This window comes from Bradyrhizobium sp. LCT2 (assembly GCF_009931255.1).
Lineage (GTDB): Bacteria > Pseudomonadota > Alphaproteobacteria > Rhizobiales > Xanthobacteraceae > Bradyrhizobium > Bradyrhizobium diazoefficiens.
On sequence record NZ_CP034432.1, the window covers coordinates 9,044,025 to 9,067,055 of the forward strand.

General features: G+C 65.8%; 23 protein-coding genes. 20 read left to right on the plus strand and 3 right to left on the minus strand.

From position 1 onward, the window contains the following. The first annotated feature begins 65 nt into the window (after nt 1–65). The 8 genes from pgsA to EI171_RS42710 all read left to right on the plus strand — a co-directional run bounded on the left by pgsA (nt 66) and on the right by EI171_RS42710 (nt 6,693). Nucleotides 66–683 (plus strand): CDP-diacylglycerol--glycerol-3-phosphate 3-phosphatidyltransferase, encoded by a 618-nt coding sequence (gene pgsA, locus EI171_RS42675; RefSeq protein ID WP_011090204.1) that lies wholly within the window; start codon nt 66–68, stop codon nt 681–683. Then, nucleotides 680–931 carry a molybdopterin converting factor subunit 1 gene (moaD, locus tag EI171_RS42680; RefSeq protein WP_011090205.1) on the plus strand — a complete coding sequence of 84 codons (252 nt, stop codon included), beginning with the start codon at nt 680–682 and terminating at the stop codon, nt 929–931. Before pgsA ends, moaD begins: the two co-directional genes overlap by 4 nt. A 4-nt stretch (nt 932–935) precedes the next feature. Continuing rightward, nucleotides 936–1,418, plus strand: a complete 483-nt coding sequence (locus EI171_RS42685) for a molybdenum cofactor biosynthesis protein MoaE (protein WP_161536718.1) — start codon at nt 936–938, stop codon at nt 1,416–1,418. Continuing rightward, nucleotides 1,418–2,377 carry a 50S ribosomal protein L3 N(5)-glutamine methyltransferase gene (gene prmB, locus EI171_RS42690; RefSeq protein ID WP_161536719.1) on the plus strand — a complete coding sequence of 320 codons (960 nt, stop codon included), beginning with the start codon at nt 1,418–1,420 and terminating at the stop codon, nt 2,375–2,377. The genes EI171_RS42685 and prmB overlap by 1 nt, the downstream gene beginning before the upstream one ends. An 89-nt stretch (nt 2,378–2,466) precedes the next feature. Then, nucleotides 2,467–3,054, plus strand: a complete 588-nt coding sequence (locus EI171_RS42695; protein WP_060910444.1) for a phage holin family protein — start codon at nt 2,467–2,469, stop codon at nt 3,052–3,054. 1 nt (nt 3,055) lies between these two features. After that, entirely contained in the window at nt 3,056–4,186 is a 1,131-nt protein-coding gene (locus EI171_RS42700; RefSeq protein ID WP_161536720.1) for a YihY/virulence factor BrkB family protein, read from the plus strand. Nucleotides 4,187–4,332: 146 nt separating this feature from the next. Continuing rightward, nucleotides 4,333–5,823: an EAL domain-containing protein gene (locus EI171_RS42705; RefSeq protein WP_161536721.1), complete on the plus strand. Its 1,491-nt coding sequence runs from the start codon at nt 4,333–4,335 to the stop codon at nt 5,821–5,823. Between the two features lie 15 nt (nt 5,824–5,838). Beyond that, on the plus strand, nt 5,839–6,693 hold the full coding sequence (locus EI171_RS42710) for a TIGR01459 family HAD-type hydrolase (protein ID WP_028174657.1): 855 nt from the start codon (nt 5,839–5,841) through the stop codon (nt 6,691–6,693). 199 nt (nt 6,694–6,892) lie between these two features. Here the strand turns inward: EI171_RS42710 and EI171_RS42715 are convergent, their stop codons facing one another. After that, complete coding sequence (locus EI171_RS42715) at nt 6,893–7,288, minus strand: response regulator (protein WP_008567674.1); 396 nt, start codon at nt 7,286–7,288, stop codon at nt 6,893–6,895. 231 nt (nt 7,289–7,519) lie between these two features. Between EI171_RS42715 and EI171_RS42720 the strand changes: the two genes are divergently transcribed. The 7 genes from EI171_RS42720 to arfB all read left to right on the plus strand — a co-directional run bounded on the left by EI171_RS42720 (nt 7,520) and on the right by arfB (nt 16,684). Beyond that, nucleotides 7,520–8,491, plus strand: a complete 972-nt coding sequence (locus EI171_RS42720; RefSeq protein WP_161536722.1) for a bifunctional riboflavin kinase/FAD synthetase — start codon at nt 7,520–7,522, stop codon at nt 8,489–8,491. Nucleotides 8,492–8,693: 202 nt separating this feature from the next. After that, entirely contained in the window at nt 8,694–11,708 is a 3,015-nt protein-coding gene (ileS, locus tag EI171_RS42725) for an isoleucine--tRNA ligase (protein WP_161536723.1), read from the plus strand. A gap of 161 nt (nt 11,709–11,869) precedes the next feature. Then, the gene (gene lspA / locus EI171_RS42730; protein WP_060910439.1) at nt 11,870–12,364 is read left to right on the plus strand and encodes a signal peptidase II; all 495 of its coding nucleotides are present in this window, start codon (nt 11,870–11,872) and stop codon (nt 12,362–12,364) included. Nucleotides 12,365–12,460: 96 nt separating this feature from the next. Then, nucleotides 12,461–13,189, plus strand: coding sequence for a hypothetical protein (locus EI171_RS42735; protein WP_028174653.1), 729 nt, complete (start codon nt 12,461–12,463; stop codon nt 13,187–13,189). A 204-nt stretch (nt 13,190–13,393) separates the two neighbouring features. Further along, nucleotides 13,394–14,785: a pitrilysin family protein gene (locus EI171_RS42740; protein WP_161536724.1), complete on the plus strand. Its 1,392-nt coding sequence runs from the start codon at nt 13,394–13,396 to the stop codon at nt 14,783–14,785. Continuing rightward, nucleotides 14,782–16,152 carry a pitrilysin family protein gene (locus tag EI171_RS42745; RefSeq protein WP_161536725.1) on the plus strand — a complete coding sequence of 457 codons (1,371 nt, stop codon included), beginning with the start codon at nt 14,782–14,784 and terminating at the stop codon, nt 16,150–16,152. Before EI171_RS42740 ends, EI171_RS42745 begins: the two co-directional genes overlap by 4 nt. Before the next feature lie 115 nt (nt 16,153–16,267). After that, a complete protein-coding gene (arfB, locus tag EI171_RS42750; protein ID WP_011090218.1) occupies nt 16,268–16,684 on the plus strand; it encodes an alternative ribosome rescue aminoacyl-tRNA hydrolase ArfB in 417 nt (138 codons plus the stop codon). Between the two features lie 58 nt (nt 16,685–16,742). Here the strand turns inward: arfB and EI171_RS42755 are convergent, their stop codons facing one another. Continuing rightward, nucleotides 16,743–17,051 carry a hypothetical protein gene (locus tag EI171_RS42755; protein ID WP_161536726.1) on the minus strand — a complete coding sequence of 103 codons (309 nt, stop codon included), beginning with the start codon at nt 17,049–17,051 and terminating at the stop codon, nt 16,743–16,745. Nucleotides 17,052–17,358: 307 nt separating this feature from the next. On the opposite strand from EI171_RS42755, the gene EI171_RS42760 reads away from it, so the two are divergent. Genes EI171_RS42760 through EI171_RS42775 form a run of 4 tightly spaced genes read left to right on the plus strand, consistent with a single transcriptional unit; the run spans nt 17,359 to nt 20,332 of the window. After that, entirely contained in the window at nt 17,359–17,745 is a 387-nt protein-coding gene (locus EI171_RS42760; protein WP_028174648.1) for a cytochrome c family protein, read from the plus strand. Next, nucleotides 17,746–18,141 carry a VOC family protein gene (locus EI171_RS42765; RefSeq protein ID WP_028174647.1) on the plus strand — a complete coding sequence of 132 codons (396 nt, stop codon included), beginning with the start codon at nt 17,746–17,748 and terminating at the stop codon, nt 18,139–18,141. 43 nt (nt 18,142–18,184) lie between these two features. Then, nucleotides 18,185–18,733 (plus strand): Twin-arginine translocation pathway signal, encoded by a 549-nt coding sequence (locus EI171_RS42770; protein ID WP_060910436.1) that lies wholly within the window; start codon nt 18,185–18,187, stop codon nt 18,731–18,733. A 30-nt stretch (nt 18,734–18,763) separates the two neighbouring features. Continuing rightward, nucleotides 18,764–20,332, plus strand: coding sequence for a GMC family oxidoreductase (locus EI171_RS42775; protein WP_161536727.1), 1,569 nt, complete (start codon nt 18,764–18,766; stop codon nt 20,330–20,332). Nucleotides 20,333–20,581: 249 nt separating this feature from the next. On the opposite strand, the gene EI171_RS42780 is transcribed toward EI171_RS42775, so the two are convergent. Beyond that, on the minus strand, nt 20,582–20,899 hold the full coding sequence (locus EI171_RS42780) for a ribbon-helix-helix domain-containing protein (RefSeq protein ID WP_011090224.1): 318 nt from the start codon (nt 20,897–20,899) through the stop codon (nt 20,582–20,584). Between the two features lie 239 nt (nt 20,900–21,138). Here EI171_RS42780 and mutL point away from each other — a divergent pair, with 239 nt between their 5' ends. After that, nucleotides 21,139–22,950: a DNA mismatch repair endonuclease MutL gene (gene mutL, locus EI171_RS42785; protein ID WP_161536728.1), complete on the plus strand. Its 1,812-nt coding sequence runs from the start codon at nt 21,139–21,141 to the stop codon at nt 22,948–22,950. Nucleotides 22,951–23,031 lie beyond the last annotated feature (81 nt).

Consider the following 23,031-nt stretch of genomic DNA (forward strand, 5'->3'; position numbering starts at 1 on the left):
CATCCTGCACCCCATTTGGGAGCGGGACGGTTGACCTTCAGGCTTGAGCGGTATTGGTAGGACGGATGAACATCGCCACGACACGAGGGACGACCAGCCGCGCGATGTCCCTCCCGAACATCCTGACCTATGGCCGGATCGCCGCGATCCCGGTCGTGGTCGGGTGCATCTACGCGCAGTCGATTCTGGATCAGCCGTTGTGGCTGCGCTGGGTCGCGGTCGCCATTTTCATCGCGGCGGCAGTCACCGATTACCTCGACGGCTATTACGCGCGGATCTGGAATCAACAATCGGCGTTCGGTCGGATGCTCGATCCGATCGCCGACAAGCTGCTGGTCGCCTCCTGCCTACTGATGCTGGCCGCCGACGGTATCATCCATGGCTGGTCGCTGTGGGCCGCCATCGTGATCCTGTGCCGCGAGATCCTGGTCTCGGGCCTGCGCGAATATCTCGCCGCGCTGCGCGTCAGCGTGCCCGTCACCAAGCTTGCCAAGTGGAAGACCACGGTCCAGCTCGTCGCCATCGGCTTCCTGCTCGCGGGCGAGGCCGGCGACCAGGTCGTGCCCGTCGTAACCCAGATCGGCCTCTTGCTGCTGTGGGCCTCGGCGATCCTCACCATGTACACCGGCTACGATTATTTCCGCTCCGGCATCCATCACCTCATCAAGGAGGATGAGGTATGAAGGTGAAATATTTTGCCTGGGTGCGCGAACGCGTCGGCAAGGCCGAGGAAACCATCGAGCCGCCCGCGACCGTGCGCACCGTCGAGGAGCTGATCGCCTGGCTGTCCGGCCGGAGCGAGGCCTATGCCTATGCGTTCGAGAAGCCGAAGGTCATCCGCGCCGCGATCGACCATGCCCATGTCAAGTCGGACGCCGCAATCGCGGGCGCCCGCGAGATCGCGTTCTTCCCGCCGATGACCGGCGGCTAGGCCCATGACTTCCCCTGCGACCACCGGCCCCGTCACCATCCGTATTCAAGAGGACGATTTCGACATTGCGCGCGAGATCGCGCTCCTGACCAGGAGCCGGACCGACATCGGCGCGGTCGTGAGCTTCTCCGGCATCTGCCGCGGCGACGAGGATAGCGCGAAGATCGCCGCGCTGACGCTCGAACATTATCCCGGCATGGCCGAGGAAGAGATCAAGCGTCATGTCGACGAGGCAACCACGCGCTGGCCGCTCAACGGCGTCACGGTCATCCATCGCGTCGGGCGGTTCATGCCCGGCCAGAACATCGTGCTGGTGCTGACCGCCTCGCAGCATCGTCAGGCCGCATTCCAGGCGGCCGAGTTCCTGATGGACTATCTCAAGACCAGCGCGCCGTTCTGGAAGAAGGAAGAGAGCGTCACCGGCACCGGCTGGGTCGAGGCCCACGCCCGTGACGACGAGGCCGCCGCACGCTGGACGAAATCCTGATGGCAAGAGCTTCGAAAAAGACCGCGCGCGGCCGCGCCGCGCCAAAGCTTGCGAAGGTCGGCCGCGGCGAGCTTGTCACGCTCGTCGACTACGTCCGCTATGCCGTGAGCCGCTTCAATGAAGCCAAGCTCGCCTTCGCGCACGGCACCACCGATCCGGTGGCGGAAGCGGCCTTCCTGGTCTGCGAGGCCCTGCATCTGCATCCCGACCAGTTCGAGGCCTTTGCCCACGCCCGCGTCACCGCCGCGGAAGGCAAGACCCTCCTCGACCTGATTCATCAGCGCGTGACCACGCGCAAACCGGCCGCCTATCTCGTCAACAAGATCTACATGCGCGGCCTGCCCTTCTATGTCGACGAGCGCGTCATCGTCCCGCGCTCCTACATCGGCGAACTGCTGGAATCGCATTTCGGCGGCGACGGCGAAGCCGGCTCGCTGATCGACGACCCCACGGCCGTCGAGCGCGTGCTCGACCTCTGCACGGGTTCGGGATGCCTTGCCATCCTCGCCGCGTATCACTTCCCGAATGCAACGGTCGATGCCGTCGACATCTCCAAGGGCGCGCTCGAAGTCGCCGCGCGCAATGTCGGGGAGCACGGGCTCGATGAGCGGGTCACGCTCCATCGCGGCGACCTGTTCGCCCCGCTCGGCGATAACAGATACGACCTTATCATCACCAACCCGCCTTACGTCGATGCGGAAGGCATGGCGGCCCTGCCGCCGGAATGCCGGGCCGAGCCGAAGCTTGCCTTCGACGGCGGCGTCGACGGTCTCGACGTGGTGCGCCGGATCCTGCGCGACGCCCCTGAGCACCTGACGCCGGACGGCGGGTTGATCTGCGAGATTGGCCGCGGCCGCGAATTGGTCGACGAGGCCTTCCCGGAACTGCCGCTGCTCTGGCTGGACACCGAAGACTCCGAAGGCGAGGTGTTCTGGATCGCGGCCGCCGATCTCGGCTGATCGGCCGCCGCGGCGGTGCTCCGCGCGGAACAAGTCAAATCCCGTCACGTTCATCCCCGACGAATGTCTCGCTCTCGGAGGATGTCCGCATGCTCGCGCCATCGGGCGAATTGCTGCGCGTCGGCGTGGCGCTGAAACTCAACCATCTCAAGCGTGCCGCCCGGTCCTACTTGCGTGACCGCACCAGCCAGGCCACGGGACGGGCGACGTCCTATGCGGTCGCGGCCGGCCTGTTCGCAGTGGCCGGGCTGTTCCTGATCGCGGCCTTCTTTGTCGGGCTGGTCGCCCTGTACCGCTGGATCGCGATCACCTACGGACAGTTCTGGGGCTTCGGTGCCGTCGGCGCCGTGCTGTTGGTCCTGGCTGCGTGCTGTGCCGGTGCGGCTCTGGCTCAGATGAAGCGTCGGGACAAGCCGATCGTGCCGCTGGCCAGCCGCCTGCGCGTTGCGATCGCCACCCCGCGGATTCCGCGCGGAACGGTCAAGCAGGCGGTGAAGGAGGTCGCGACGACGATTCCCCTGGCGCCGCTCGCGCCCGGCGAACGCAGCCACGGCGGCAACACCCGGCCCCTGCGCGCCAACCGTCCCGTGCAGCTAGGTCTGATGCTCGCAGCCGTCGGGCTACTGGGCTTCACGGCCGCGCGTCGGAGACGGCACGGGCACGGACTGGACGCTTGAGATGCCCGCGCGGCGCTCAGGGCAGCTCGACTCCTGGCTGCTGGTCGCCGCCACCGCCGTCTTCGTGCTGACCGCAGAGCGCTACTTCCAGGACCCCGGCGTGGTCCGGCCGGGGCCTCCGCAAGACCGCCGCAACGGCGAGGCGAATTCACCGGAAACGAGCCCGGCGCGTGCGGCCGTGCAGCCCGGCCATGGCCGCCGTGCGAAGAGTCCCCTCGCTATCCCCTGGGCCGGCTGGAAGGATATCTTCTGGCGTACCTATCAGCGCATCGACCACGATCGCCTGCTCGCCACGGCGGGCGGTGTCGTGTTCTTCGGGCTGCTCGCGATCTTCCCCGCCGTCACCGCGCTGGTCTCATCGTACGGCCTGTTCGCCGATCCCGCGACGATCAGCGCCAACCTGCAAACGCTTGCGACGATGCTGCCCGAGGGCTCGTTCCAGATCGTCGAGGACCAGGTCGCGCGTGTGGTGTCGAAGGGCAATACGACGCTTGGGGCCACCTTCGTGCTCGGCCTCCTGCTTGCGATCTGGAGCGCCAATGCCGGCGTCAAATCGATCTTCGATGCCCTCAATGTCGCCTATGAGGAGCGCGAGAAGCGCAGCTTCATCCGGCTGAACTTGGTGTCGCTGGCCTTCACGGCCGGCGGCATCGTGGCACTGCTGCTGATGGTGGGCGCCGTCGTCGCCTTCCCGCTCGCGCTCGATCATCTCGGCCTGGCGCCCGAAAGCAAGCTGATCGTGGCGCTGGCACGATGGCCGCTCCTGTTCCTCATCCTGCTCGTGGCGCTTGCCATCCTCTACCGCTTCGCACCCAGCCGCGATGCGCCGCGCTGGCAATGGCTGAGCCTCGGCGCGGTGGCGGCCGCCCTGCTCTGGATTGCCGGCTCTGCCTTGCTGTCCTGGTATCTGTCCGAGTTCACCAATTACAACGCCACCTACGGCTCGCTCGGCGCGGCGATCGGCCTGATGATGTGGATGTGGATGTCCGCGATCGTCATCATGTTCGGCGCCGAGCTGAACTCGGAGATCGAACGGCAGACCCTGCGCGACACGACCACCGGGCAACCGAGGCCGCTCGGAAGCCGCGAGGCGGTCTCTGCGGATACGGTCGGCGCCGCCGCCCCGGCCTGACCTCGCCGCGAACGGACCGCTATCCCCTCGAATCAACAATGATGTTAGGGTCACGCGGCTTGGGGGAGCATGAGGCGTGACGGGTTCGCACAGTAACCCGTGTTTTCCCGGGTGAGGCAGTCAGCTCTTGAGGCGTAACGCGCGGCATGATTCGCATTTCGACGATCTTCATCGCCATCTGCATGGTTCTGGTCGCGGCCTCGCTCGGGCTGGCGCTCTACGCGGTCGCCGGCATCAGCGGAACCGAATCCGCGATCGTGGCGCTGACCGCGCTGACCTTCCTGATCCTCTACAACGCGGTGTCGATGCGGCTACGCGACCGCAGCGACGTCGGCGGCCAGATCGCCGACCTCTCGCGCGGCACCGCCGACCTCGCCCGCCAGGTGGCGGAATTCGGCCGCCGGTTGGCTGCGATCGAAGGGCGTATCGCCTCGTCCAATTCGACCAATTCCGACCGCATCCAGTCGGTGGTCGGCGAGATCAACGAGCTCGGCGGGCTGGTCAAGCAGCTCGCGTCCACCGTGTCGACCCATGAGGACCTGCTGGCCGGCGCGACGCCGCCCTCTCCCGCTCCGGTCGCAAGGGCGGAACCGGAAGCACCGATCGACCTGATCGCGCCGCTCGGGGAGCGGCCGGTGGCGCCGCCACCGCTTCCCGCGGCTCCCCCGCCTCCCGCAGCGCAGCCGCGGCCGGCACCGTCAGTTCAGGCCCAAGCCGCCCATCCGGTTCAGACTCCCAACGGACGCAACCAGACCCAATTGCTGGCGACGCTGCGCAGCGCGATCGACGAGAACCGCGTCGACATCTTCCTCCAGCCGATGGTGACGCTGCCGCAGCGCAAGGTGCGGTTCTACGAGGCGGTGACACGGGTCCGCGACGAGCGCGACCAGTTGATCGCCGCCGAGGAGTTCATCAGCATCGCGGAGGCCTCGGGCCTGATCGGGCGTGTCGACAACATGGTGATGCTGCGCTGTGTGCAGGTGCTGCGCCGCCTGATGGTCCGCAACAAGGACGTCGGCGTGTTCTGCAACGTCGCGGCCTCCACGCTCGGCAATTCCACCACCTTCGCGCAATGCCTCGACTTCCTCGAAGCCAACCGGGCGCTGGCGCCGTCGCTGGTGCTGGAGTTCAAGCAGTCGACCTTCCGCAATCTCGGCCCGGCCGAGTCCGAGAACCTCGCCGCGCTCGCCCAGCGCGGCTTCCGCTTCTCGATCGACCATGTCACGGATCTGCGCATCGAGCCGCGCGAGCTCGCCGACCGCGGCGTGCGCTTCATCAAGGTGCCGGCCACGCTGTTGCTCGATCCGAGGCAGGCCTCGACCTCCGACATCCACCCGTCCGACCTCTCCGACCTGCTCGGCCGCTTCGGTATCGACCTGATCGCCGAGCGGATCGAAGGCGAGCGCGCCGTGGTCGATCTGCTCGACTATGACGTGCGGTTCGGCCAGGGGTTCCTGTTCGCGCCGCCCCGGCCATTGCGGCCGGAGGGGGCATCTGCTACCGGCGGGGCCTCGCCGAACCAGGCGCAGGACATTCAGGGATCCAATGTCTCCGGCACACCCAGCCCAGGCGCGACGTCAGCCGCTCCTCCAGCACAACGCATCACCGGCAACGCGGCGCTCGCGCGCCGTATCTGATCGGCCGTGCGCATCATGACCACGCTGCATTTCGCCGAAAGCCTGCGCGAGCTCGTGGGCGATGTGGACGTCGTGCTCAGCGACATCTGGGGTGTGGTTCACAACGGCCTGGAATCTTTCCCCGAAGCCTGCGAAGCGCTGCACACCTATCGCAGCCGCGGCGGTACGGTAATCCTGATCACCAATGCACCGCGCCCCGCCGACTCCGTGCAGCGGCAATTGCGCAAGCTCGGCGTCGCCGACGAGACCTATGACGCGATCGTCTCGTCGGGCGATCTGACCCGGCTCTACGTCGCCGAGCATCCCGGCCGCAAGATGTTCTGGCTGGGCCCCGAGCGCGACAACTCGATCTATCGCGGCCTCGATGCGGTGACCGCACCGCTGGAAGAGGCCGACTACATCGTCTGCACCGGCCTCTATGACGACGAGACCGAGACGGCGGAAGACTATCGCGGCATGATGCTGAAGGCGCGCGAGCGCAAGCTGACTCTGGTGTGCGCCAACCCGGACATCGTGGTGGAACGCGGCGACCGGCTGATCTATTGCGCCGGCGCGATCGCCGAGCTCTATCGCGAGCTCGGCGGCGAGGTGATCTTCTACGGCAAGCCGCACCGGCCGATCTACGAGCGCGCGATGGCGCTGGCCGGCGAACGCCAGGGCCATCAGATCGACCGCAGACGCGTGCTGGCGATCGGCGATTCCGTCCGCACCGACCTCACCGGCGCGCGCGAATTCGGCATCGACTGCCTGTTCGTCACCCGCGGCATCCATGCCGAGGAGTTCGAAGGTCTCGACCAGCTCGACCCGGCATCCGTGATGGAATTGTTCGGCCACCCGCCGAAGGCGCTGATGCGCGAATTGAAGTGGTGACGGCATAGCCGTCATCCCGGGATGGTCCGAAGGACCAGACCTCAGATGCGCAATTGCGCATCGGGGGATCTCGAGATTCTCAGGTGCGCAATCGCGCACCATAGTTCGGTGCTGCGCACCGCCCCGGAATGACACTCGCAACGCAGAAGGCCCGGGACGAGCCCGGGCCTTGCGAATTCAACCGATAGCCCAGGCGCGCTTACGCGCTCGCCATGTCCGGGAAGACCGCCTCGATCTTGGTCTTCAGCGTCGCCGCGTTGAACGGCTTGACGATGTAGTTGTTCACGCCGGCCTTCTTGGCCGCGATCACGTTCTCGGTCTTCGATTCCGCCGTGATCATGATGAAAGGCGTGGTGGCGAGGTTCGGATCCGCGCGCACTTCGCGCAGCAGGTCGTAACCCGTCATCGGCTCCATGTTCCAGTCGGAGATCACGAGGCCGTACTTCTTGCCGCGCATCTTGTTCAGCGCCGCCGAACCATCGCTGGCATCGTCGATGTTCTCGAAGCCAAGCTGCTTCAGCAGATTCCTGATGATACGGATCATGGTGCTGTAGTCATCCACCACCAGAACCGGCATCGACAAATCAACCGCCATCTCGACTCCCCCAACGCAAACCCAGGAATATTACGATTGGAGCCGCCAGGCCGGAGGCCCGTGCAGTTCCACGTTTCAAGGACTAGCACCAAGGCGTTAAACAGCGCGTTAACTGCCGCCGCCCCCGAAGAATTGAAATGGCGTTCAATGCCCCCGCCTCCCCCGCTTGACTTCGCCGGGCGGGTCACGCCACGGTCCCGGCCGGTCCCGCCGGCTCGAGAATTTCCCCTGATGGCCCCGCATTTTACCGTTATCCGCGACACCACGCCGGATTCCGCGATCCCCCGGGGCGCCGTGGTCGCCATGGGCAATTTCGACGGGGTTCATCTCGGCCACCGCGCCGTGATCGCGGCGGCGCTGGAAATGGGCCGGACGCATGGCCGCCCTGCGCTGGCGTTGACCTTCGAGCCGCACCCACGGCGGTTTTTCAGCCCGAATACCCCGCAATTCCGCCTGACGGACGAGCGGGCCAAGCTGCGGCTTCTGGCCGGGACCGGGCTCTCCGGCGCCGTGGTCATGACGTTCGACAAGGCGAGAGCCGGCACCAGCGCGCAAGATTTCATTCACCATGACCTGATCGGGCGTCTCGGCGTCAGCGCGATCGCGGTCGGCTACGACTTCCATTTCGGCAAGGGACGGGTCGGCTCGCCCAGCCTGCTGGTCAATGAAGCGCCCCGGCTCGGCATCGAGGTCGACGTCCAGCCGCATGTCGATTTCGACGAGCGGCCGGTTTCCTCCAGCGCCATCCGGATAGCACTTGCCGAAGGGCAGCTCGACGAGGCCACCACCATGCTCGGCGCCCCCTGGTTCATCACCGGCGAGGTGATCCATGGCGAAAAGCGCGGCCGCGACCTCGGCTACCCCACCGCCAATATCCGCCTGGACGCCAATTGCGGCCTCAAGCACGGCATCTATGCGGTGCGGGTCGGTCGCGGGACCGAGCGCCTGAACGGGGTGGCCAGCTTCGGCCGCCGCCCGACCTTCGACAATGGCGCGCCGCTGCTGGAAATCTTCCTGTTCGACTTCAAGGGCGACCTCTACGGGCAGGCGCTCGACTGCGCCTTCATCGGCTTCATCCGCGAGGAGCTGAAATTCGACAGCATCGAGGCCCTGATCCGCCAGATGGACGACGATTCCGCCCGCGCCCGCACCATGCTGGCCGCCGCCCCGGACGCGTTTCCACGGCTTGGAATCATCGATTGAGACCGAAAGCCGGCCCGCCGGACCTTTGCGCTTCCCTTAGCCCCCTGCTATGGAGTGCCCATGTTTGCGCGGCGCATCATAGGGATTAGCGGCCCGGCTTCCGCCTGAGCCTCCGGCTCGGCGCAAGACCGGGATTTTGTCGTTTCACCCCGCGATTCCGCATCGCCGTCCGTTCCCGCGCCCTTCCGAGCCAGTCAGCCTCATGTCCGAAAAGCCGCAAAAGTCCGACGCCCAAAAATCCGACGCCAAGGACTATTCGAAAACCCTGTTCCTGCCGCAGACCGAATTCCCGATGCGCGCCGGCCTGCCGCAACGCGAGCCGGAGATCCTCAAGCGCTGGCACGACATCGACCTCTACGGCAAGTTGCGCAAGGGCGCGGAGGGCCGGGCCAAATTCGTGCTGCATGACGGCCCGCCCTACGCCAACGGCAACATCCATATCGGGCACGCGCTGAACAAGATCCTCAAGGACGTCGTGACCAAGAGCCAGCAGATGCTCGGCTTCGACTCCAACTACGTGCCCGGCTGGGACTGCCACGGCCTGCCGATCGAATGGAAGATCGAGGAGGAGAACTACCGCAAGAAGGGCAAGCAGAAGCCCGACTTCCGCAACAGCGCCGCGATGGTGGCGTTCCGGAAAGAATGCCGCGCCTATGCGACGCACTGGATCAACGTGCAGCGCGAGGAGTTCAAGCGGCTCGGCATCATCGGCGACTGGGATCATCCCTATCAGACGATGAGCTATCCAGCCGAAGCGCAGATCGCACGCGAGTTGATGAAGTTCGCCGCCAACGGCACGCTGTATCGCGGCTCCAAGCCGGTGATGTGGAGCGTGGTCGAGAAGACCGCGCTTGCGGAAGCCGAGGTCGAGTACGAGGACTACACCTCCGACATGGTCTGGGTGAAATTCCCGGTCGCCTCGCCAGCGCACGGCGCGCTCGCCTCCGCCAGCGTCGTGATCTGGACCACCACGCCGTGGACGCTGCCCGGCAACCGCGCCATCTCGTTCTCACCGAAGATCGCCTACGGCCTCTACAAGGTGACGGATGCGCCTGCGGACAATTGGGCGAAGACCGGTGATCTCCTGATCCTGGCCGATGCGCTGGCCGCAGAAGTGTTCAAGCAGGCCCGCGTCACGACCTATGAGAAGGTGCGCGAGTTGCCGGCGGACACGCTCGACGCGGTGGAATGCGCACATCCGCTGAAGGGTTTTAGCGGCGGCTACGAATTCACGGTGCCGCTGCTGCCGGGCGATCACGTCACCGACGATACCGGCACCGGCTTCGTGCACACCGCGCCCGGCCACGGCCGCGAGGACTTTGACGTCTGGATGGCGAATGCGCGCGAGTTGGAAGCGCGCGGCATCAACACCACGATCCCCTACACCGTCGATGAGAACGGCGCCTTCACCGACCACGCGCCGGGTTTTGTCGGCAAACGCGTCATCAACGACAAGGGCGAGAAGGGCGATGCCAACGAGGCCGTGATCAAGGCGCTGATCGACGCCGGCAAGCTGCTGGCCCGCGGCCGCCTCAAGCACCAATATCCGCATTCCTGGCGCTCGAAGAAGCCGGTGATCTTCCGCAACACGCCGCAATGGTTCATCGCGATGGACAAGGACATCAGCGCGAACGGCCATGCGAAGAAGGGCGACACGCTGCGCGCCCGCGCGCTGCACGCGATCTCGGTCACACAATGGGTGCCGCCGTCGGGCGAGAACCGCATCAACGGCATGATCGCCAACCGTCCGGACTGGGTGATCTCGCGCCAGCGCGCCTGGGGCGTGCCGATCGCCGTGTTCGTGCGCGAGAAGAGCGACGGCTCTGCCGAGATCCTGCAGGACGAGATCGTCAACCAGCGCATCGCCGAGGCCTTCATGGAGGAAGGCGCCGACGCCTGGTACATGGACGGCGCCCGCGAGCGCTTTCTCGGCTCCCGCGCGAGCGAAGACTGGAAGAAGGTCGACGACATCTGCGACGTCTGGTTCGATTCCGGCTCCACGCATGCCTTCGTGCTCGAGGATCGCCAGAACTTCCCGCAGCTCGGCAACATCGTCCGCAAGGTCGACGGCGGCAGCGACACCGTGATGTATCTCGAAGGCAGCGACCAGCATCGCGGCTGGTTTCATTCCTCGCTGCTGGAAAGCGCCGGCACGCGCGGTCGCGCGCCCTACGACATCGTGCTGACCCACGGCTTCACGCTCGACGAGAACGGCCGCAAGATGTCGAAGTCGCTCGGCAACACGGTCGAGCCGCAGAAGGTGATCAAGGATTCGGGCGCGGACATTCTGCGCCTGTGGGTCTGCGCGACCGACTATGCCGACGACCAGCGCATCGGCCCCGAGATCCTGAAGAACACCATCGAGACCTATCGCAAGCTGCGCAACTCGATCCGCTGGATGCTTGGAACGCTGCATCACTTCAAGCCGAGCGAGAAGGTCGCCTATGCCGAGATGCCCGAGCTCGAGCGGCTGATGCTGCACGAACTGGCCGGCCATGCCGAGACCGTTCGCAAAGCCTATGCCGCCTTCGACTACAAGACCGTGGTCGCAAGCCTCGCGGCCTTCATGAACTCGGAGCTGTCGGCGTTCTATTTCGATATCCGCAAGGACACGCTCTATTGCGATCCGCCGTCCTCGCCGGCGCGCAAGGCCGCGCTTACCACGATCGACCTGTTGTGCGACGCCATCCTGAAATGGCTCGCGCCGATCCTGAGCTTCACGACCGACGAAGCCTGGCGGATGTTCCGCCCCAACGCGGAGCCCTCGGTCCATTTGACCCTGTTCCCGGCGGACATCGAAAAGCTCCGCGACGACAAGCTCGCCGGGAAGTGGGAGACGATCCGCAACGTCCGCCGCGTCGTCACCGGCGCGCTCGAGCTCGAACGCGCCGCCAAGAACATCGGCTCGTCGCTGGAGGCATCGCCCGTGATCTATGTCGCCGACCGCGACATGCTGGCGACGCTGTTCGACACCGACCTCGCCGAGGTCTGCATCACCTCGAACTACGAGGTGCGCGAGGGCGAGGCGCCGGCTTCGGCGTTCCGTCTCGATGCGGTGCCAGGCGTTGCCGTCATGGTCGAGAAGGCGGTCGGCACCAAATGCGCCCGCTCCTGGAAGATCTCGCAGACGGTCGGCGAAGACCCTGAGTATCCCGACGTCACCCCGCGCGACGCCCAGGCGCTGCGCGAATGGAAGGCGCTGGGGGTGGGGGTCTGATAGTCGTCCCGGCGAAAGCCAGGGCCCATCACCACCGCCGTCAAAGGTGAACAGAGATCGATGACCCCGAGTCTTTCAAACGATTACCGCCTGGGGTTATGGGTCCTGGCATTCGCCAGGACGACGGCGGAGTATGCCGCGGCGGCGTTGGGTCACGCACGATGACCCCCCTCCGTGCCGGCATCCTCTCGGCCATCGCCACGGTCATCCTCGACCAGGCCTCGAAGCTCTGGCTACTGAATGGGTTCGACCTCGCCCATCGCGGCGCGGTGCGGGTGACGCCGTTCTTCGACCTGGTGCTGGCCTGGAACATCGGCATCAGCTTCGGCTGGCTCCAGAACGACAGCCAGGCGGCGCAGCTCGCGCTGATGGCGGTCAAGGCCATCGCGGTGGTCGCGCTGGCGATCTGGATGGCCCGCTCCCACACCCTGCTTGCGACCGTCGCGCTCGGGCTGATCATCGGGGGCGCCATCGGCAACGGCATCGACCGCCTGGCCTATGGCGCGGTGGTCGATTTTGCCCTGTTTCATCTCGATATCGGCGGAAATACCTATAATTGGTACGTGTTTAACCTCGCGGACGTAGCCATCGTTGCTGGGGTGGCGGGGCTATTGTATGATTCCTTCCTGGGGGTACCCGCCGCAAAAGCGCCCTGATCCCGGCCGATACGGACCGGCAGGTGGAACCCGGCCTTTTGCGAGGGTTGGCCGCGTGCGAGCGGCAATCTGCCACAATATGGAACAGGTACAGTGATGCGCAGCTCGAAGACCAGCGGTTCGATGGTTCGAGACCCCAAATGGGGGTTCATGCGGGCATTGAAATTGTCCGCTGTCGCGCTCGGCATCGGTCTCGTCATGTCGGCAGGCCCGGTCCGTGCCGGTGACGACGGCGACGATGATGACGACATGACCTTCGAAGAGAAGCTCATCGACAATCTGATGTCCGGTATCGGCGCCAAGAGCATGGAGAAGAAAGGTATCGAGTACCGCGAGCGATCGCCGCTGGTGGTGCCGCCCAAGCTCGACCTGCCGCCGCCCGCCGGCACCGAAGCCAAGAACGCGCCGAACTGGCCGAAGGACCCCGACGAGAAGCGCCGCAAGGAGGCCATCGCTCAGAGGAAAAAGGCCGTCAAGGCGACGGAGAACTGGCAGGCGGCCCAGCCGCTGACGCCCGCCGAGATGAGAGCCGGCACGGCAGCTGCCCCGGAGCGCACCAGCAACGATCCGATTCAGCCGGGCACCAACGGCAACCCGTCGCTCAGTCCCGCCCAGCTCGGTTTCTCCGGTGGCCTGTGGAACATGATGAAGGGCGGCAACAGCTCCGAGGAAAAGCAATTCACGAGCGAACCCCCGCGCCAGTCGCTGGTCGAGCCCCCGCCGGGCTATCAGACGCCGTCGCCGAACTACGCCTATGGCGCCGGTCCGGACAAGTCGCGGCGGACCTATTTCGACATCATGTCGGGCAAGGACAAGGAGCAATAGCCCCCTCGCCCGCCGCGACGTCCTGACGGTAGCGAACCTGGCGCCGGCGGCTCATGCGCGCCGGACGCGGCCCTTAAATTGCTTATCAGTAACTTGCCTACGCGTTGAGTTCTCTGCTTCGTGACGCGAAGCCTCAGCCGCACGGTGTAGCATGCCGTGCCTCCGAGCCGGACATCCGGGCTCGGCCTTTCACCAGGGATCATGATGTCCGCAAACCGATCGGTTGCCTGCCTTTTTACCGCGCTGCTTTCGACGAGTGTCCTGACAGCCAACGCCGCCCTCGCCCAGACCACGGTGACATCGGCCCCGCCCGCCAGCTTCACGCTCAGCAACGGCCTCCAGGTCGTGGTGATCCCGGACCACCGCACGCCCGTGGTCACGGAGATGATCTGGTACAAGGTCGGCTCGGCCGACGAGACGCCGGGCAAGTCCGGGCTCGCGCACTTCCTCGAGCACCTGATGTTCAAGGGCACCGAGAAGCATCCGGTCGGCGAATTCTCGCAGACCGTGCTCCGTGTCGGCGGCAACGAGAACGCCTCGACCTCGGTCGACTACACCAACTACTACCAGCGCGTGCCGCGCGAGCAGTTGCCGACCATGATGGAGTTCGAGGCCGATCGCATGACCGGCCTGATCCTCAAGGACGAGAACGTGCTGCCCGAGCGCGACGTCGTGCTCGAAGAGTACAACATGCGCGTCGCCAACAATCCGGACGCGCGGCTCAACGAGCAGATCATGGCCGCGCTCTATCTCAACCATCCCTACGGCCGGCCGGTGATCGGCTGGCACCAGGAGATCGAGAAGCTCGACCGCGAGGATGCCCTCGCCTTCTATCGTCGCTTCTACGCGCCGAACAACGCGATCCTGGTGATCGCCGGCGACGTCGAGGCCGCCGACATCCGCCCGCTGGTCGAGCGCAATTTCGCCTCCATCCCGGCCCAGCCCGCGATCCCGGCACGCCGCGTCCGTCCGCAGGAGCCGGACCCGGCGGCGCCGCGCACCGTCACGCTGTCCGACCCGCGCGTCGAGCAACCGAGCCTGCGTCGCTATTATGTCGTGCCCTCCGCCACGACGGCCGCGGCCGGCGAGAGTGCGGCCCTCGACGTGATGGCCCAGCTGATGGGCAGCGGCAGCAATTCCTATCTCTACCGCGCGCTCGTCGTCGACAAGCCGCTCGCGGTCTCCGCCAGCGCCAGCTATTCGAGCGTCTCGCTCGACCCGACCCAATTCGCGATCTCGGCCGCGCCGAAACCGGGCGTCGGCTTCGCCGAAGTCGAGCAGGTGATCGACGGCGTCATCGCCGACATCGCGCAGAACCCGATCCGCGCCGAAGACCTCGAGCGCGTGAAGACCCAGCTCATCGCGGAAGCGATCTACGCCCAGGACAATCAGGCCGTGCTGGCGCGCTGGTATGGCGGCGCGCTGACCACAGGCCTGTCGATCGAGGACATCAGGAGCTGGCCCGACCGCATTCGCGCGGTCACCGCCGACCAGGTTCGCGCTGTTGCGCAGAAATGGCTCGAGAAGAAGCGTTCGGTGACGGGCTATCTGATCAAGGACACCACCCCCACCAAGCGCGAGGAGAAGCGTTCGTGACCTATCCCTTCCTTCGCACGCGTCGTTTCGCGTTGGCCTTCATCACCGGCGCTGCGCTTGCGCTCGCCGCGGTCCAGCCGTCGCAGGCCGCTGCAAAGATCCAGCGCCTGGTCTCGCCCGGCGGCATCGAGGCCTGGTTCGTGCAGGACGCCACCGTGCCGCTGATCGCCATGGAATATTCCTTTGCCGGCGGCTCGGCCCAGGACCCCAAGGACAAGTCGGGCGTCGCCAATCTCGTCGGCGATCTCCTCGACGAAGGCTCCGGCGATCTCGACTCCAAGACCTTCCACGAGCGGCTCGATCGCCGCGCCATCGAGCTTTCCTTCAGCGCCACCCGCGACACCTTCCGCGGCAGCCTGCGCATGCTGCGCGACAACAAGGACGAAGCCTTCGACCTGCTCAGGATGGCATTGACCTCGCCGCATTTCGACACCGCCGACGTCGAGCGCATCCGCTCGCAGGTGATCTCGGGCCTGCGCCGCGAGACCACCAACCCGACGTCGCTCGCGAGCCGCAAATTCCTGGAGGTCGCCTTCGGCGATCATCCCTACGGCCGGCAGACCAACGGCACGCTGGACAGCGTGCCGACCGTCACGGTTGCCGACATGAAGGACTATGTCGGCCGCGTGCTCGCCAAGGACGGGCTGAAAGTCGCGGTGGTCGGCGACGTCGATCCGGCCACTCTCGGCAAGCTGCTCGACCACACCTTCGGCAGCCTGCCCGCCAAGGCCAATCTCGTGCCGGTGCTCGACGTCGAGGCAGCCAAGCCGCCGCAGCGCGCCTTCGTGCCGCTCGACGTGCCGCAGACTGTCATCACCTTCGGCGGCCCCGGCGTGAAGCGCAGCGACCCGACCTTCATGGCGGCCTATGTCGTCAACCACATCCTCGGCGGCGGCGGACTGTCCTCGCGGCTCTATCGCGAGGTTCGCGAGAAGCGCGGGCTCGCCTATTCGGTGTTCGAATCCTTGCTCTGGATGGAGCATTCGGCGGTCTTCATCGGCAATACCGGCACCCGCGCCGACCGTGCCGGCGACACCATCGACGCCATCGAGAAGGAGGTGCGCCGCATCGCCGAGGAGGGCCCGACGCAGAAGGAGCTGGACGAGGCCAAGTCCTACCTCAAGGGCTCGCAGATGCTGGCGCTGGATACGTCCTCCAAGCTCGCGCAGGCGCTGCTGCAATACCAGCAGGACAAGCTGCCGATCGACTATATCGAGAAGCGCAACGCCATCGTCGACGCGGTGACGCTGGATGACGCCAAGGCGGCCGCCAAGCGCCTCTGGGGCCAGGGCCTCCTGACCGTCGTCGTCGGCCGCGCCCCGCAGGCCGCCGCCCAGCCGGCGGCAGCGGCGCCCAAGTCGAACTGACTTCCCTTACGTGTCCTGAAATGGCCGGGCTCGCCCGGCCATTTGCGTTTCGTATGAGCGCCATTGCCGAACGTGAACGTCCGGGATATGTCCGGACATCACGAATGGTGCCATCATGCTGCGGATATCCCGCGATCTCGTCATCGACGAGGACGACATCGAGATCGGCTTCGTCCGCGCCTCCGGCCCTGGCGGGCAGAATGTCAACAAGGTCGCGACCTCGGCCCAGCTGCGCTTTGACACGCGCAAGCTGACCCTGCCGGAGGATGCAACGATCCGGCTCGCCCGCATCGCCGGCCAGCGCATGACCAAGGACGGCGTGATCGTGATCCACGCCCAGCGCTTCCGCACCCAGGAACGCAACCGCCAGGACGCGATCGACCGGCTCGTCGAGATCCTGAGCGAGGCGATGATACGGCCGAAGCCACGGCGCGCGACACGGCCGACCTTTGGCTCCAAGCAGCGCCGGCTCGAAGGCAAGAAGCGTCGCAGCGACGTCAAGGCCGGACGCGGCCGGAGTTTCGACGATTGAATGGGCAAAGACCTCCGGCCGCCGAGCGGCCGGAGGTTTGCAGGTTCACGTTCCGGCGTCAGTAACGCTTGCCGGTGGCGGGGCTGCCCGAAGCGGAATCGTCGACCGTCCCCTTGTGCGCCGCGCTTCCCGTTGTGCCGACCGTGCCCTTCGTCCCCTTGGTCGACTTCATGCCCGTCTTCTCACCCGCAGCTCCCGGCTGCGTAGCGAGATCCTCATCTTCGCCGACTGACGCGCCCCCCTGCATGGGTTTGCTTTGCATGGTGCCGCCAGGCTTGATGCCAGATGACGTGCCTTGCGCGAAAACGGGCGTCGCAATGAGGGCCGCAAGAGCGCATGCGATTGCAGAAGTCTTCACCAACTTCATCCATTTCTCCTGGATTTTTCGCGATGAACGGGTCGGCTGCGTCCTGCGCCGCCCGCCTGCACCGGACCGGTTCATCGCATAGAGAGTTCGAGCGGCGCGAGCGCGATGCAATCCGCCTCGTGTGGTCATCGTTTAGGGATTTCGAGGCGGTTTCGCGGAATTGTGCTCCGCATATGCGGCAGCGCGGAACACGCTCCCCGCGAGCATCTCCGCTTGCAGCGAAACAGCCCGCTACTACCACCGCATGTTTGGCGGCGCCTAGAGTTTGCGCACGCTGAACTTTACGTGGATGGGCGAGCTCTTGGCAATGCGCGCAGTCGTGCTGGGATTGTGCACCGCAGTAGTGCTGGTGGTGCGGGTTGCCGACGCGCAGATGCCCTTGCCGGCCGCAAAGCCGCCGGACGGCGCGACACTGTTCAAGCAGCAATGCGCGGTGTGTCACACTTTGAGCCTGTCGGAACCGTTGCGGCAAGGTCCGCCGCTGGTCAAGATCGTGGGCCGGACCGCCGGCAAGGTCGACGGCTTCCGCTATTCGGACGGCCTCGCCAAAGCCGACTTCGCCTGGGACGAGACCCGGCTCGATGCGTGGCTGACCAATCCGCAAGCCGTCATTCCCGGCGTGGTCATGGCCTACCGGCAGGGTAAGCCGGAGACGCGCGCCGCCATCATCACCTACCTCAAGGAGCTGAACTGAATGGCCAAGCCCGTCCATTCCATGATCCGCGTGCTGAATGAGGCGCGCTCGCTCGACTTCTACCAGCGCGCCTTCGGCCTCGAAGTCACCGATCACCTGAAGTTCTCGGACTTCGCCCTGATCTATCTGCGTCACCCCTCCTCACCTTTCGAGGTGGAGCTGACGGTGAATTTCGATCGCAAGGAGCCGTACGCGCTCGGCGACGGCTACGGCCATCTCGCCGTGGTAGTCGACGATCTCGATGCCGAGCATGCCCGCTTCGAGCGCGAGAAGCTCGCACCGGGCCCCTTGCGCGACTTCAAGCACGACGGCAGGACGCTGGCGCGCTTCTTCTTCGTCAGTGATCCCGATGGCTACAAGATCGAGGTGATCCAGCGGGGCGGACGTTTCAACTGATCAACTCACAAAGATCCAAATCACAAAAATACGGAGGAATGCCATGAGAGAAGTCGATCGTCGAAGCAAGCACAGCCGCCGCGTCTTTCTCAAGGGCGCGGCGACCGCCGTGCCGGTCGTCGCTGTCGCGACCAGCGTCGCCGTCAGCATCGAGGACGCATGGGCCGATGATTCCAGCGCGTTGTCCCCGGCGACGATGAAGACGTTGCTGAAGGTCGCGCGCGACATCTATCCGCACGATATTCTCGGCGACAGCTACTACATCACCGCGATCAAGCCATGGGACGGCAAGGCGGCCAAGGACCCTGCCGTCAAGTCGCTGATCAGCGACGGCATCGCGCGGCTCGATCAGAACGCGCGGGATCGCCACAAGGTGGCTTACGCCGAAGTCCCCTGGGAAGCCGACCGCGTGGTGCTGCTGAAGGAGATCGAGCAGAGCGACTTCTTCCAGAAGGTGCGCGGCGACCTCATCGTCTCGCTCTACAACCAGAAAGAGGTCTGGCCGCGGTTCGGCTACGAGGGCTCCTCCGCCGAGCACGGCGGCTACATCAACCGCGGCTTCGCCGACATCGATTGGCTGCCGAAGGCTTAAATCGCCACGCAACGGTTCAGGAGAACGCATATGGCAAAATTCGATCTGAACGACTCCAGCGTTGTGGTGATCGTCGGCTCCGGTGCCGGCGGCGGCACGCTGGGCAACGAGCTCGCGCAGAAGGGCGTCAAGGTCGTCATTCTCGAGGCCGGCCCCCGCATCGAGAACCAGGACTTCATCAACGACGAGTGGGAGAGTTTTTCGCAGCTGGCCTGGACTGACGCCCGCACCACATCGGGAACGTGGCGCGTGGCCAAGGACTTCTCGGGTCTTCCCGCCTGGATCGTCAAGGCGGTCGGCGGCTCGACCGTGCATTGGGCCGGCGCCTCGCTGCGCTTTGACGAGCACGAGTTCAGGGTGAAGAGCGCCTACGGCAATATTCCCGGCGCCAATTTGCTCGACTGGCCGGTGACGCTGGCGGAGATGGAGCCGTGGTACGCCAAGGCCGAGAACAAGATGGGCGTAACCCGCACCAACGGCATTCCCGGACTTCCCGGCAACAATAACTTCAAGGTGTTGGAGGCCGGCGCGAAGAAGCTCGGCTACAAGACCGTGCACACCGGCAACATGGCGATCAACAGCCAGCCGCGCGATGGCCGCGGCTCCTGCCAGCAGATCGGCTTCTGCTTCCAGGGCTGCAAGTCCGGCGCGAAATGGTCGACGCTCTACACCGAGATCCCCAAGGGCGAGGCCACCGGCAATCTCGAGGTGCGGCCGAGCAGCATGGCGGTCAAGATCGAGCATGACGCCGGCGGCAAGGTCACCGGTGTCGTCTACGCCGACGAGGCAGGCGCAATGCAACGCCAGAAGGCGCGCATCGTCGCGGTCGCCGGCAATTCGATCGAGAGCCCGCGGCTGCTGCTCAACAGCGCCTCGACCATGTTCCCGGATGGCCTCGCCAATTCGTCGGGACAGGTCGGCCGCAACTACATGCGGCACATGACCGGCAGCGTCTACGCCGTGTTCGAAAAGTCGGTGCACATGTATCGCGGCACCACCATGGCCGGCATCATTCGCGACGAGGCCGCCAACAATCCGAAACGCGGCTTCGTCGGCGGCTATGAGATGGAGACGCTGTCGATCGGCCTGCCGTTCATGGCGGCCTTCCTTAATCCCGGCGCCTGGGGCCGTCCGTTCACGTCAGCGCTCGACGGCTATCCGCGGATGGCCGGCATGTGGCTGGTCGGCGAGGACATGCCGCAGGAGACCAACCGCATCACGCTCGACCCGGTCGTGAAGGACAAGTTCGGCCAGCCGGTCGCGAGCGTGCATTTCGACGACCATCCCAACGACGTCGCGATGCGCGCACACGCCTACAAGCAGGGCGCCGCGGTCTACGACGCCGTCGGCGCCACCGTGACCTATCCCACGCCGCCCTATCCGAGCACGCACAATCTCGGGACCAACCGGATGAGCGAGAAGCCGCGGGACGGCGTGGTCAACAAGTTCGGGCAGAGCCACGACGTCAAGAACCTGTTCGTCTCCGACGGCAGCCAATTCACCAGCGGCGCAGCCTGCAATCCGACCCTGACCATCGTTGCGCTCGCGATCCGGCAGGCGGACTACATCGCGGGTGCGATGCAGAAGAAGGAGATCTGAGGTCAGATAGGCAACCGCTCTCTCCCCCGTCATTGCGAGCGGAGCGAAGCAGTCCAGACTGCCGACGCCGAAAGATTCTGGATTGCTTCGTCGCAAGCGCTCCTCGCAATGATGATGTGGAGGCAGTTGCGAAGCCCGGATGGAATCTCGTAGCCCGGATGGAGCGAAGCATAATCCGGGGCGCGGACGGATGACCAGAACCCGGATTGCGCTGCGCTCCATCCGGGCTACGCACTTTTGTTGGGACAGCTATTCGGCCGCGTCGAGGATCGGCGCCACCGTGGCCTTGAACTCCTGCACCGTCGCCATGTTCCTCGACCGGTAGATCAAACATGAGCAGCGCAGCAGCGAGGCGAAATTGTTGACCTCGCCGTGATGGTCGAGCACCTCGTTGTAGAGCGTGGTCAGGAACTTCCCGAGGCTCATGTTCTCCCTGGCCGCGATCTCCTCCAACGTGTCCCAGAACGCCATTTCCAGCCGGATCGAGGTGCAGTGGCCATCGATCCGCAAGGAGCGGGTCTGGGATTCGTAGTCGCGTTGGGGCTGGTGCGCGAAGAGATGGCACATGGCGTCCTCCCGTCCTGTTGCCATTTTTTCACGATGCTACACCGCGGCCCGGCACCCCACAATCAGGACTGCAGCCGGAGATCGGTCCGTCCCGCCTGCGCGATTTTCTCGAACGTCCAATGTCTTCAATGTGATAGATATCCCTCTTCCCCAGCCCGCCACGTTCCTGTTGCTCAACACATGCTTTTGACGCAACACGGCTTAAGATAACGCCGTTCGCGAATCCAAGACCCGAGCCCATGCCCGTCCGCCAATTGCCAGAGCAAGTCGTCAACCGCATCGCCGCCGGCGAGGTGGTCGAACGGCCCGCGAGCGTGGTCAAGGAACTGGTCGAGAACGCGATCGATGCCGGCGCGAGCCGGATCGACGTCTTCACCGACGGCGGCGGCCGGCGGCGGATCGGCATCACCGACGACGGCAGCGGGATGACGGCGAAGGACCTCGCGCTCGCGGTGGAGCGCCACGCCACCTCCAAGCTCGACGACGAGGACCTGCTCCAGATCCGCACGCTCGGGTTCCGCGGCGAGGCCCTGCCCTCGATCGGCTCGGTGGCGCGTCTGTCGATCACCACGCGCCATGCCGGCGAGCCGCATGCCTGGGCGCTGTCAGTCGAGGGCGGCGAGAAGTCCGGGATCATGCCGGCGGCGCTGGCCCACGGCACGCGCGTCGAGGTCAACGACCTCTTCTACGCGACGCCGGCGCGGTTGAAGTTCTTGAAGACCGACCGCACCGAGGCCGAGGCGATCCGCGAGGTGGTGCGGCGGCTCGCAATGGCGCGGCCGGACGTCGCCTTTACGCTGGCGGGCGAGGAGCGCGCGCCGGTGACCTGGGCCGCGGCGCTACCCGGCGCCGCCGGACGGCTGACACGGCTCGGCGACATCCTCGGCGGGGAGTTTCGCAGCCATGCCATCGAGGTCCATGCCGAACGCGAGGGCATCGTCGTTTCCGGCTATGCCGCAGCCCCCGCGCTGACCAAAGCCAACGCGCTCGGACAATATCTCTTCGTCAACGGCCGCCCGGTGCGCGACAAGCTGATCTTAGGGGCCGTGCGCGCGGCCTATTCCGACTACCTGCCGCGCGACCGCCATCCCGTGCTGGCGCTGTTCGTTACGCTCGATCCGCGCGAGGTCGACGCCAACGTGCATCCGGCCAAGACCGAGGTCCGCTTCCGCAACGCAGGCCTCGTGCGCGCGCTGATCGTCCATGGATTGAAGGAGGCTCTCGCGCGCGAGGGCCGCCGCACCGCCGCCAACAGCGGCGAGAGCGCATTGTCCTCGTTCCGGCCCGCCTTCACGCCGCGCCCGGCGAGCTGGGACTGGCGGGCCTCGCCGTCCGCGCCGGTCGCACCGATGCCGTCATTCGATGGCGCGGCCGCGCCCGCCTTCACGGAGCGCGCCCAGGCGGCGTTCGATGTCGGCGCGCCCAGTGCAGACGTGCGGTTCGAGACGCAGCCCGTCAGCGACCTCGTCGACCGCCCGCTCGGCGCGGCGCGCACGCAGATCCACGAGACCTACATCGTCTCGCAGACCCGCGACGGCTTGATCATCGTCGATCAGCATGCCGCGCATGAGCGCATCGTCTATGAGCGGCTGAAGGCCTCGCTCGCCGCCAACGGCGTGCAGCGGCAGATCCTCTTGATCCCCGAGATCGTCGAGATGGACGAGGCCACGGTGGAGCGACTGCTCGAGCGCAGCGACGAGCTGGCCTCGTTCGGGCTTGCGATCGAATCCTTTGGCCCGGGCGCGGTCGCCGTGCGCGAGACGCCGTCGCTGCTCGGCAAGACCAATGCGGGCGGGCTCTTGCGCGACCTCTCCGAGCATATGGCCGAATGGGACGAAGCGCTGCCGCTCGAGCGCCGCCTGATGCACGTCGCCGCCACCATGGCCTGCCACGGCTCGGTGCGCGCCGGCCGCAGGCTGCGGCCCGAGGAGATGAACGCCCTGCTCCGCGAGATGGAGGAGACGCCGAACTCCGGCCAGTGCAATCACGGCCGGCCGACCTATGTCGAGCTGAAGCTGAGCGACGTGGAGAAGCTGTTCGGGCGGAGGTGACGCGAGGGTCCGTAGGGTGGCTTAGCTAACTCGCCCTGCGCAGCTTCGACCAATTTCATCCGCAAGCCATTAACTCTTAGC

Excerpts from the sequence above, each read along its gene's own strand:
- EI171_RS42780 (WP_011090224.1), bottom strand. The coding sequence starts at position 20,899 with ATGTGCCATCTCTTCGCGCACCAGCCCCAACGCGACTACGAATCCCAG.
- moaD (WP_011090205.1), top strand. The coding sequence starts at position 680 with ATGAAGGTGAAATATTTTGCCTGGGTGCGCGAACGCGTCGGCAAGGCC.
- EI171_RS42775 (WP_161536727.1), top strand. The coding sequence starts at position 18,764 with ATGGCAAAATTCGATCTGAACGACTCCAGCGTTGTGGTGATCGTCGGC.
- pgsA (WP_011090204.1), top strand. The coding sequence starts at position 66 with ATGAACATCGCCACGACACGAGGGACGACCAGCCGCGCGATGTCCCTC.
- EI171_RS42755 (WP_161536726.1), bottom strand. The coding sequence starts at position 17,051 with ATGAAGTTGGTGAAGACTTCTGCAATCGCATGCGCTCTTGCGGCCCTC.
- EI171_RS42700 (WP_161536720.1), top strand. The coding sequence starts at position 3,056 with ATGCCCGCGCGGCGCTCAGGGCAGCTCGACTCCTGGCTGCTGGTCGCC.
- lspA (WP_060910439.1), top strand. The coding sequence starts at position 11,870 with ATGACCCCCCTCCGTGCCGGCATCCTCTCGGCCATCGCCACGGTCATC.
- arfB (WP_011090218.1), top strand. The coding sequence starts at position 16,268 with ATGCTGCGGATATCCCGCGATCTCGTCATCGACGAGGACGACATCGAG.
- EI171_RS42760 (WP_028174648.1), top strand. The coding sequence starts at position 17,359 with ATGCGCGCAGTCGTGCTGGGATTGTGCACCGCAGTAGTGCTGGTGGTG.
- EI171_RS42720 (WP_161536722.1), top strand. The coding sequence starts at position 7,520 with ATGGCCCCGCATTTTACCGTTATCCGCGACACCACGCCGGATTCCGCG.
- mutL (WP_161536728.1), top strand. The coding sequence starts at position 21,139 with ATGCCCGTCCGCCAATTGCCAGAGCAAGTCGTCAACCGCATCGCCGCC.
- EI171_RS42735 (WP_028174653.1), top strand. The coding sequence starts at position 12,461 with ATGCGCAGCTCGAAGACCAGCGGTTCGATGGTTCGAGACCCCAAATGG.
- prmB (WP_161536719.1), top strand. The coding sequence starts at position 1,418 with ATGGCAAGAGCTTCGAAAAAGACCGCGCGCGGCCGCGCCGCGCCAAAG.
- EI171_RS42710 (WP_028174657.1), top strand. The coding sequence starts at position 5,839 with ATGACCACGCTGCATTTCGCCGAAAGCCTGCGCGAGCTCGTGGGCGAT.
- EI171_RS42705 (WP_161536721.1), top strand. The coding sequence starts at position 4,333 with ATGATTCGCATTTCGACGATCTTCATCGCCATCTGCATGGTTCTGGTC.
- EI171_RS42740 (WP_161536724.1), top strand. The coding sequence starts at position 13,394 with ATGTCCGCAAACCGATCGGTTGCCTGCCTTTTTACCGCGCTGCTTTCG.
- ileS (WP_161536723.1), top strand. The coding sequence starts at position 8,694 with ATGTCCGAAAAGCCGCAAAAGTCCGACGCCCAAAAATCCGACGCCAAG.
- EI171_RS42715 (WP_008567674.1), bottom strand. The coding sequence starts at position 7,288 with ATGGCGGTTGATTTGTCGATGCCGGTTCTGGTGGTGGATGACTACAGC.
- EI171_RS42685 (WP_161536718.1), top strand. The coding sequence starts at position 936 with ATGACTTCCCCTGCGACCACCGGCCCCGTCACCATCCGTATTCAAGAG.
- EI171_RS42695 (WP_060910444.1), top strand. The coding sequence starts at position 2,467 with ATGCTCGCGCCATCGGGCGAATTGCTGCGCGTCGGCGTGGCGCTGAAA.
- EI171_RS42765 (WP_028174647.1), top strand. The coding sequence starts at position 17,746 with ATGGCCAAGCCCGTCCATTCCATGATCCGCGTGCTGAATGAGGCGCGC.
- EI171_RS42770 (WP_060910436.1), top strand. The coding sequence starts at position 18,185 with ATGAGAGAAGTCGATCGTCGAAGCAAGCACAGCCGCCGCGTCTTTCTC.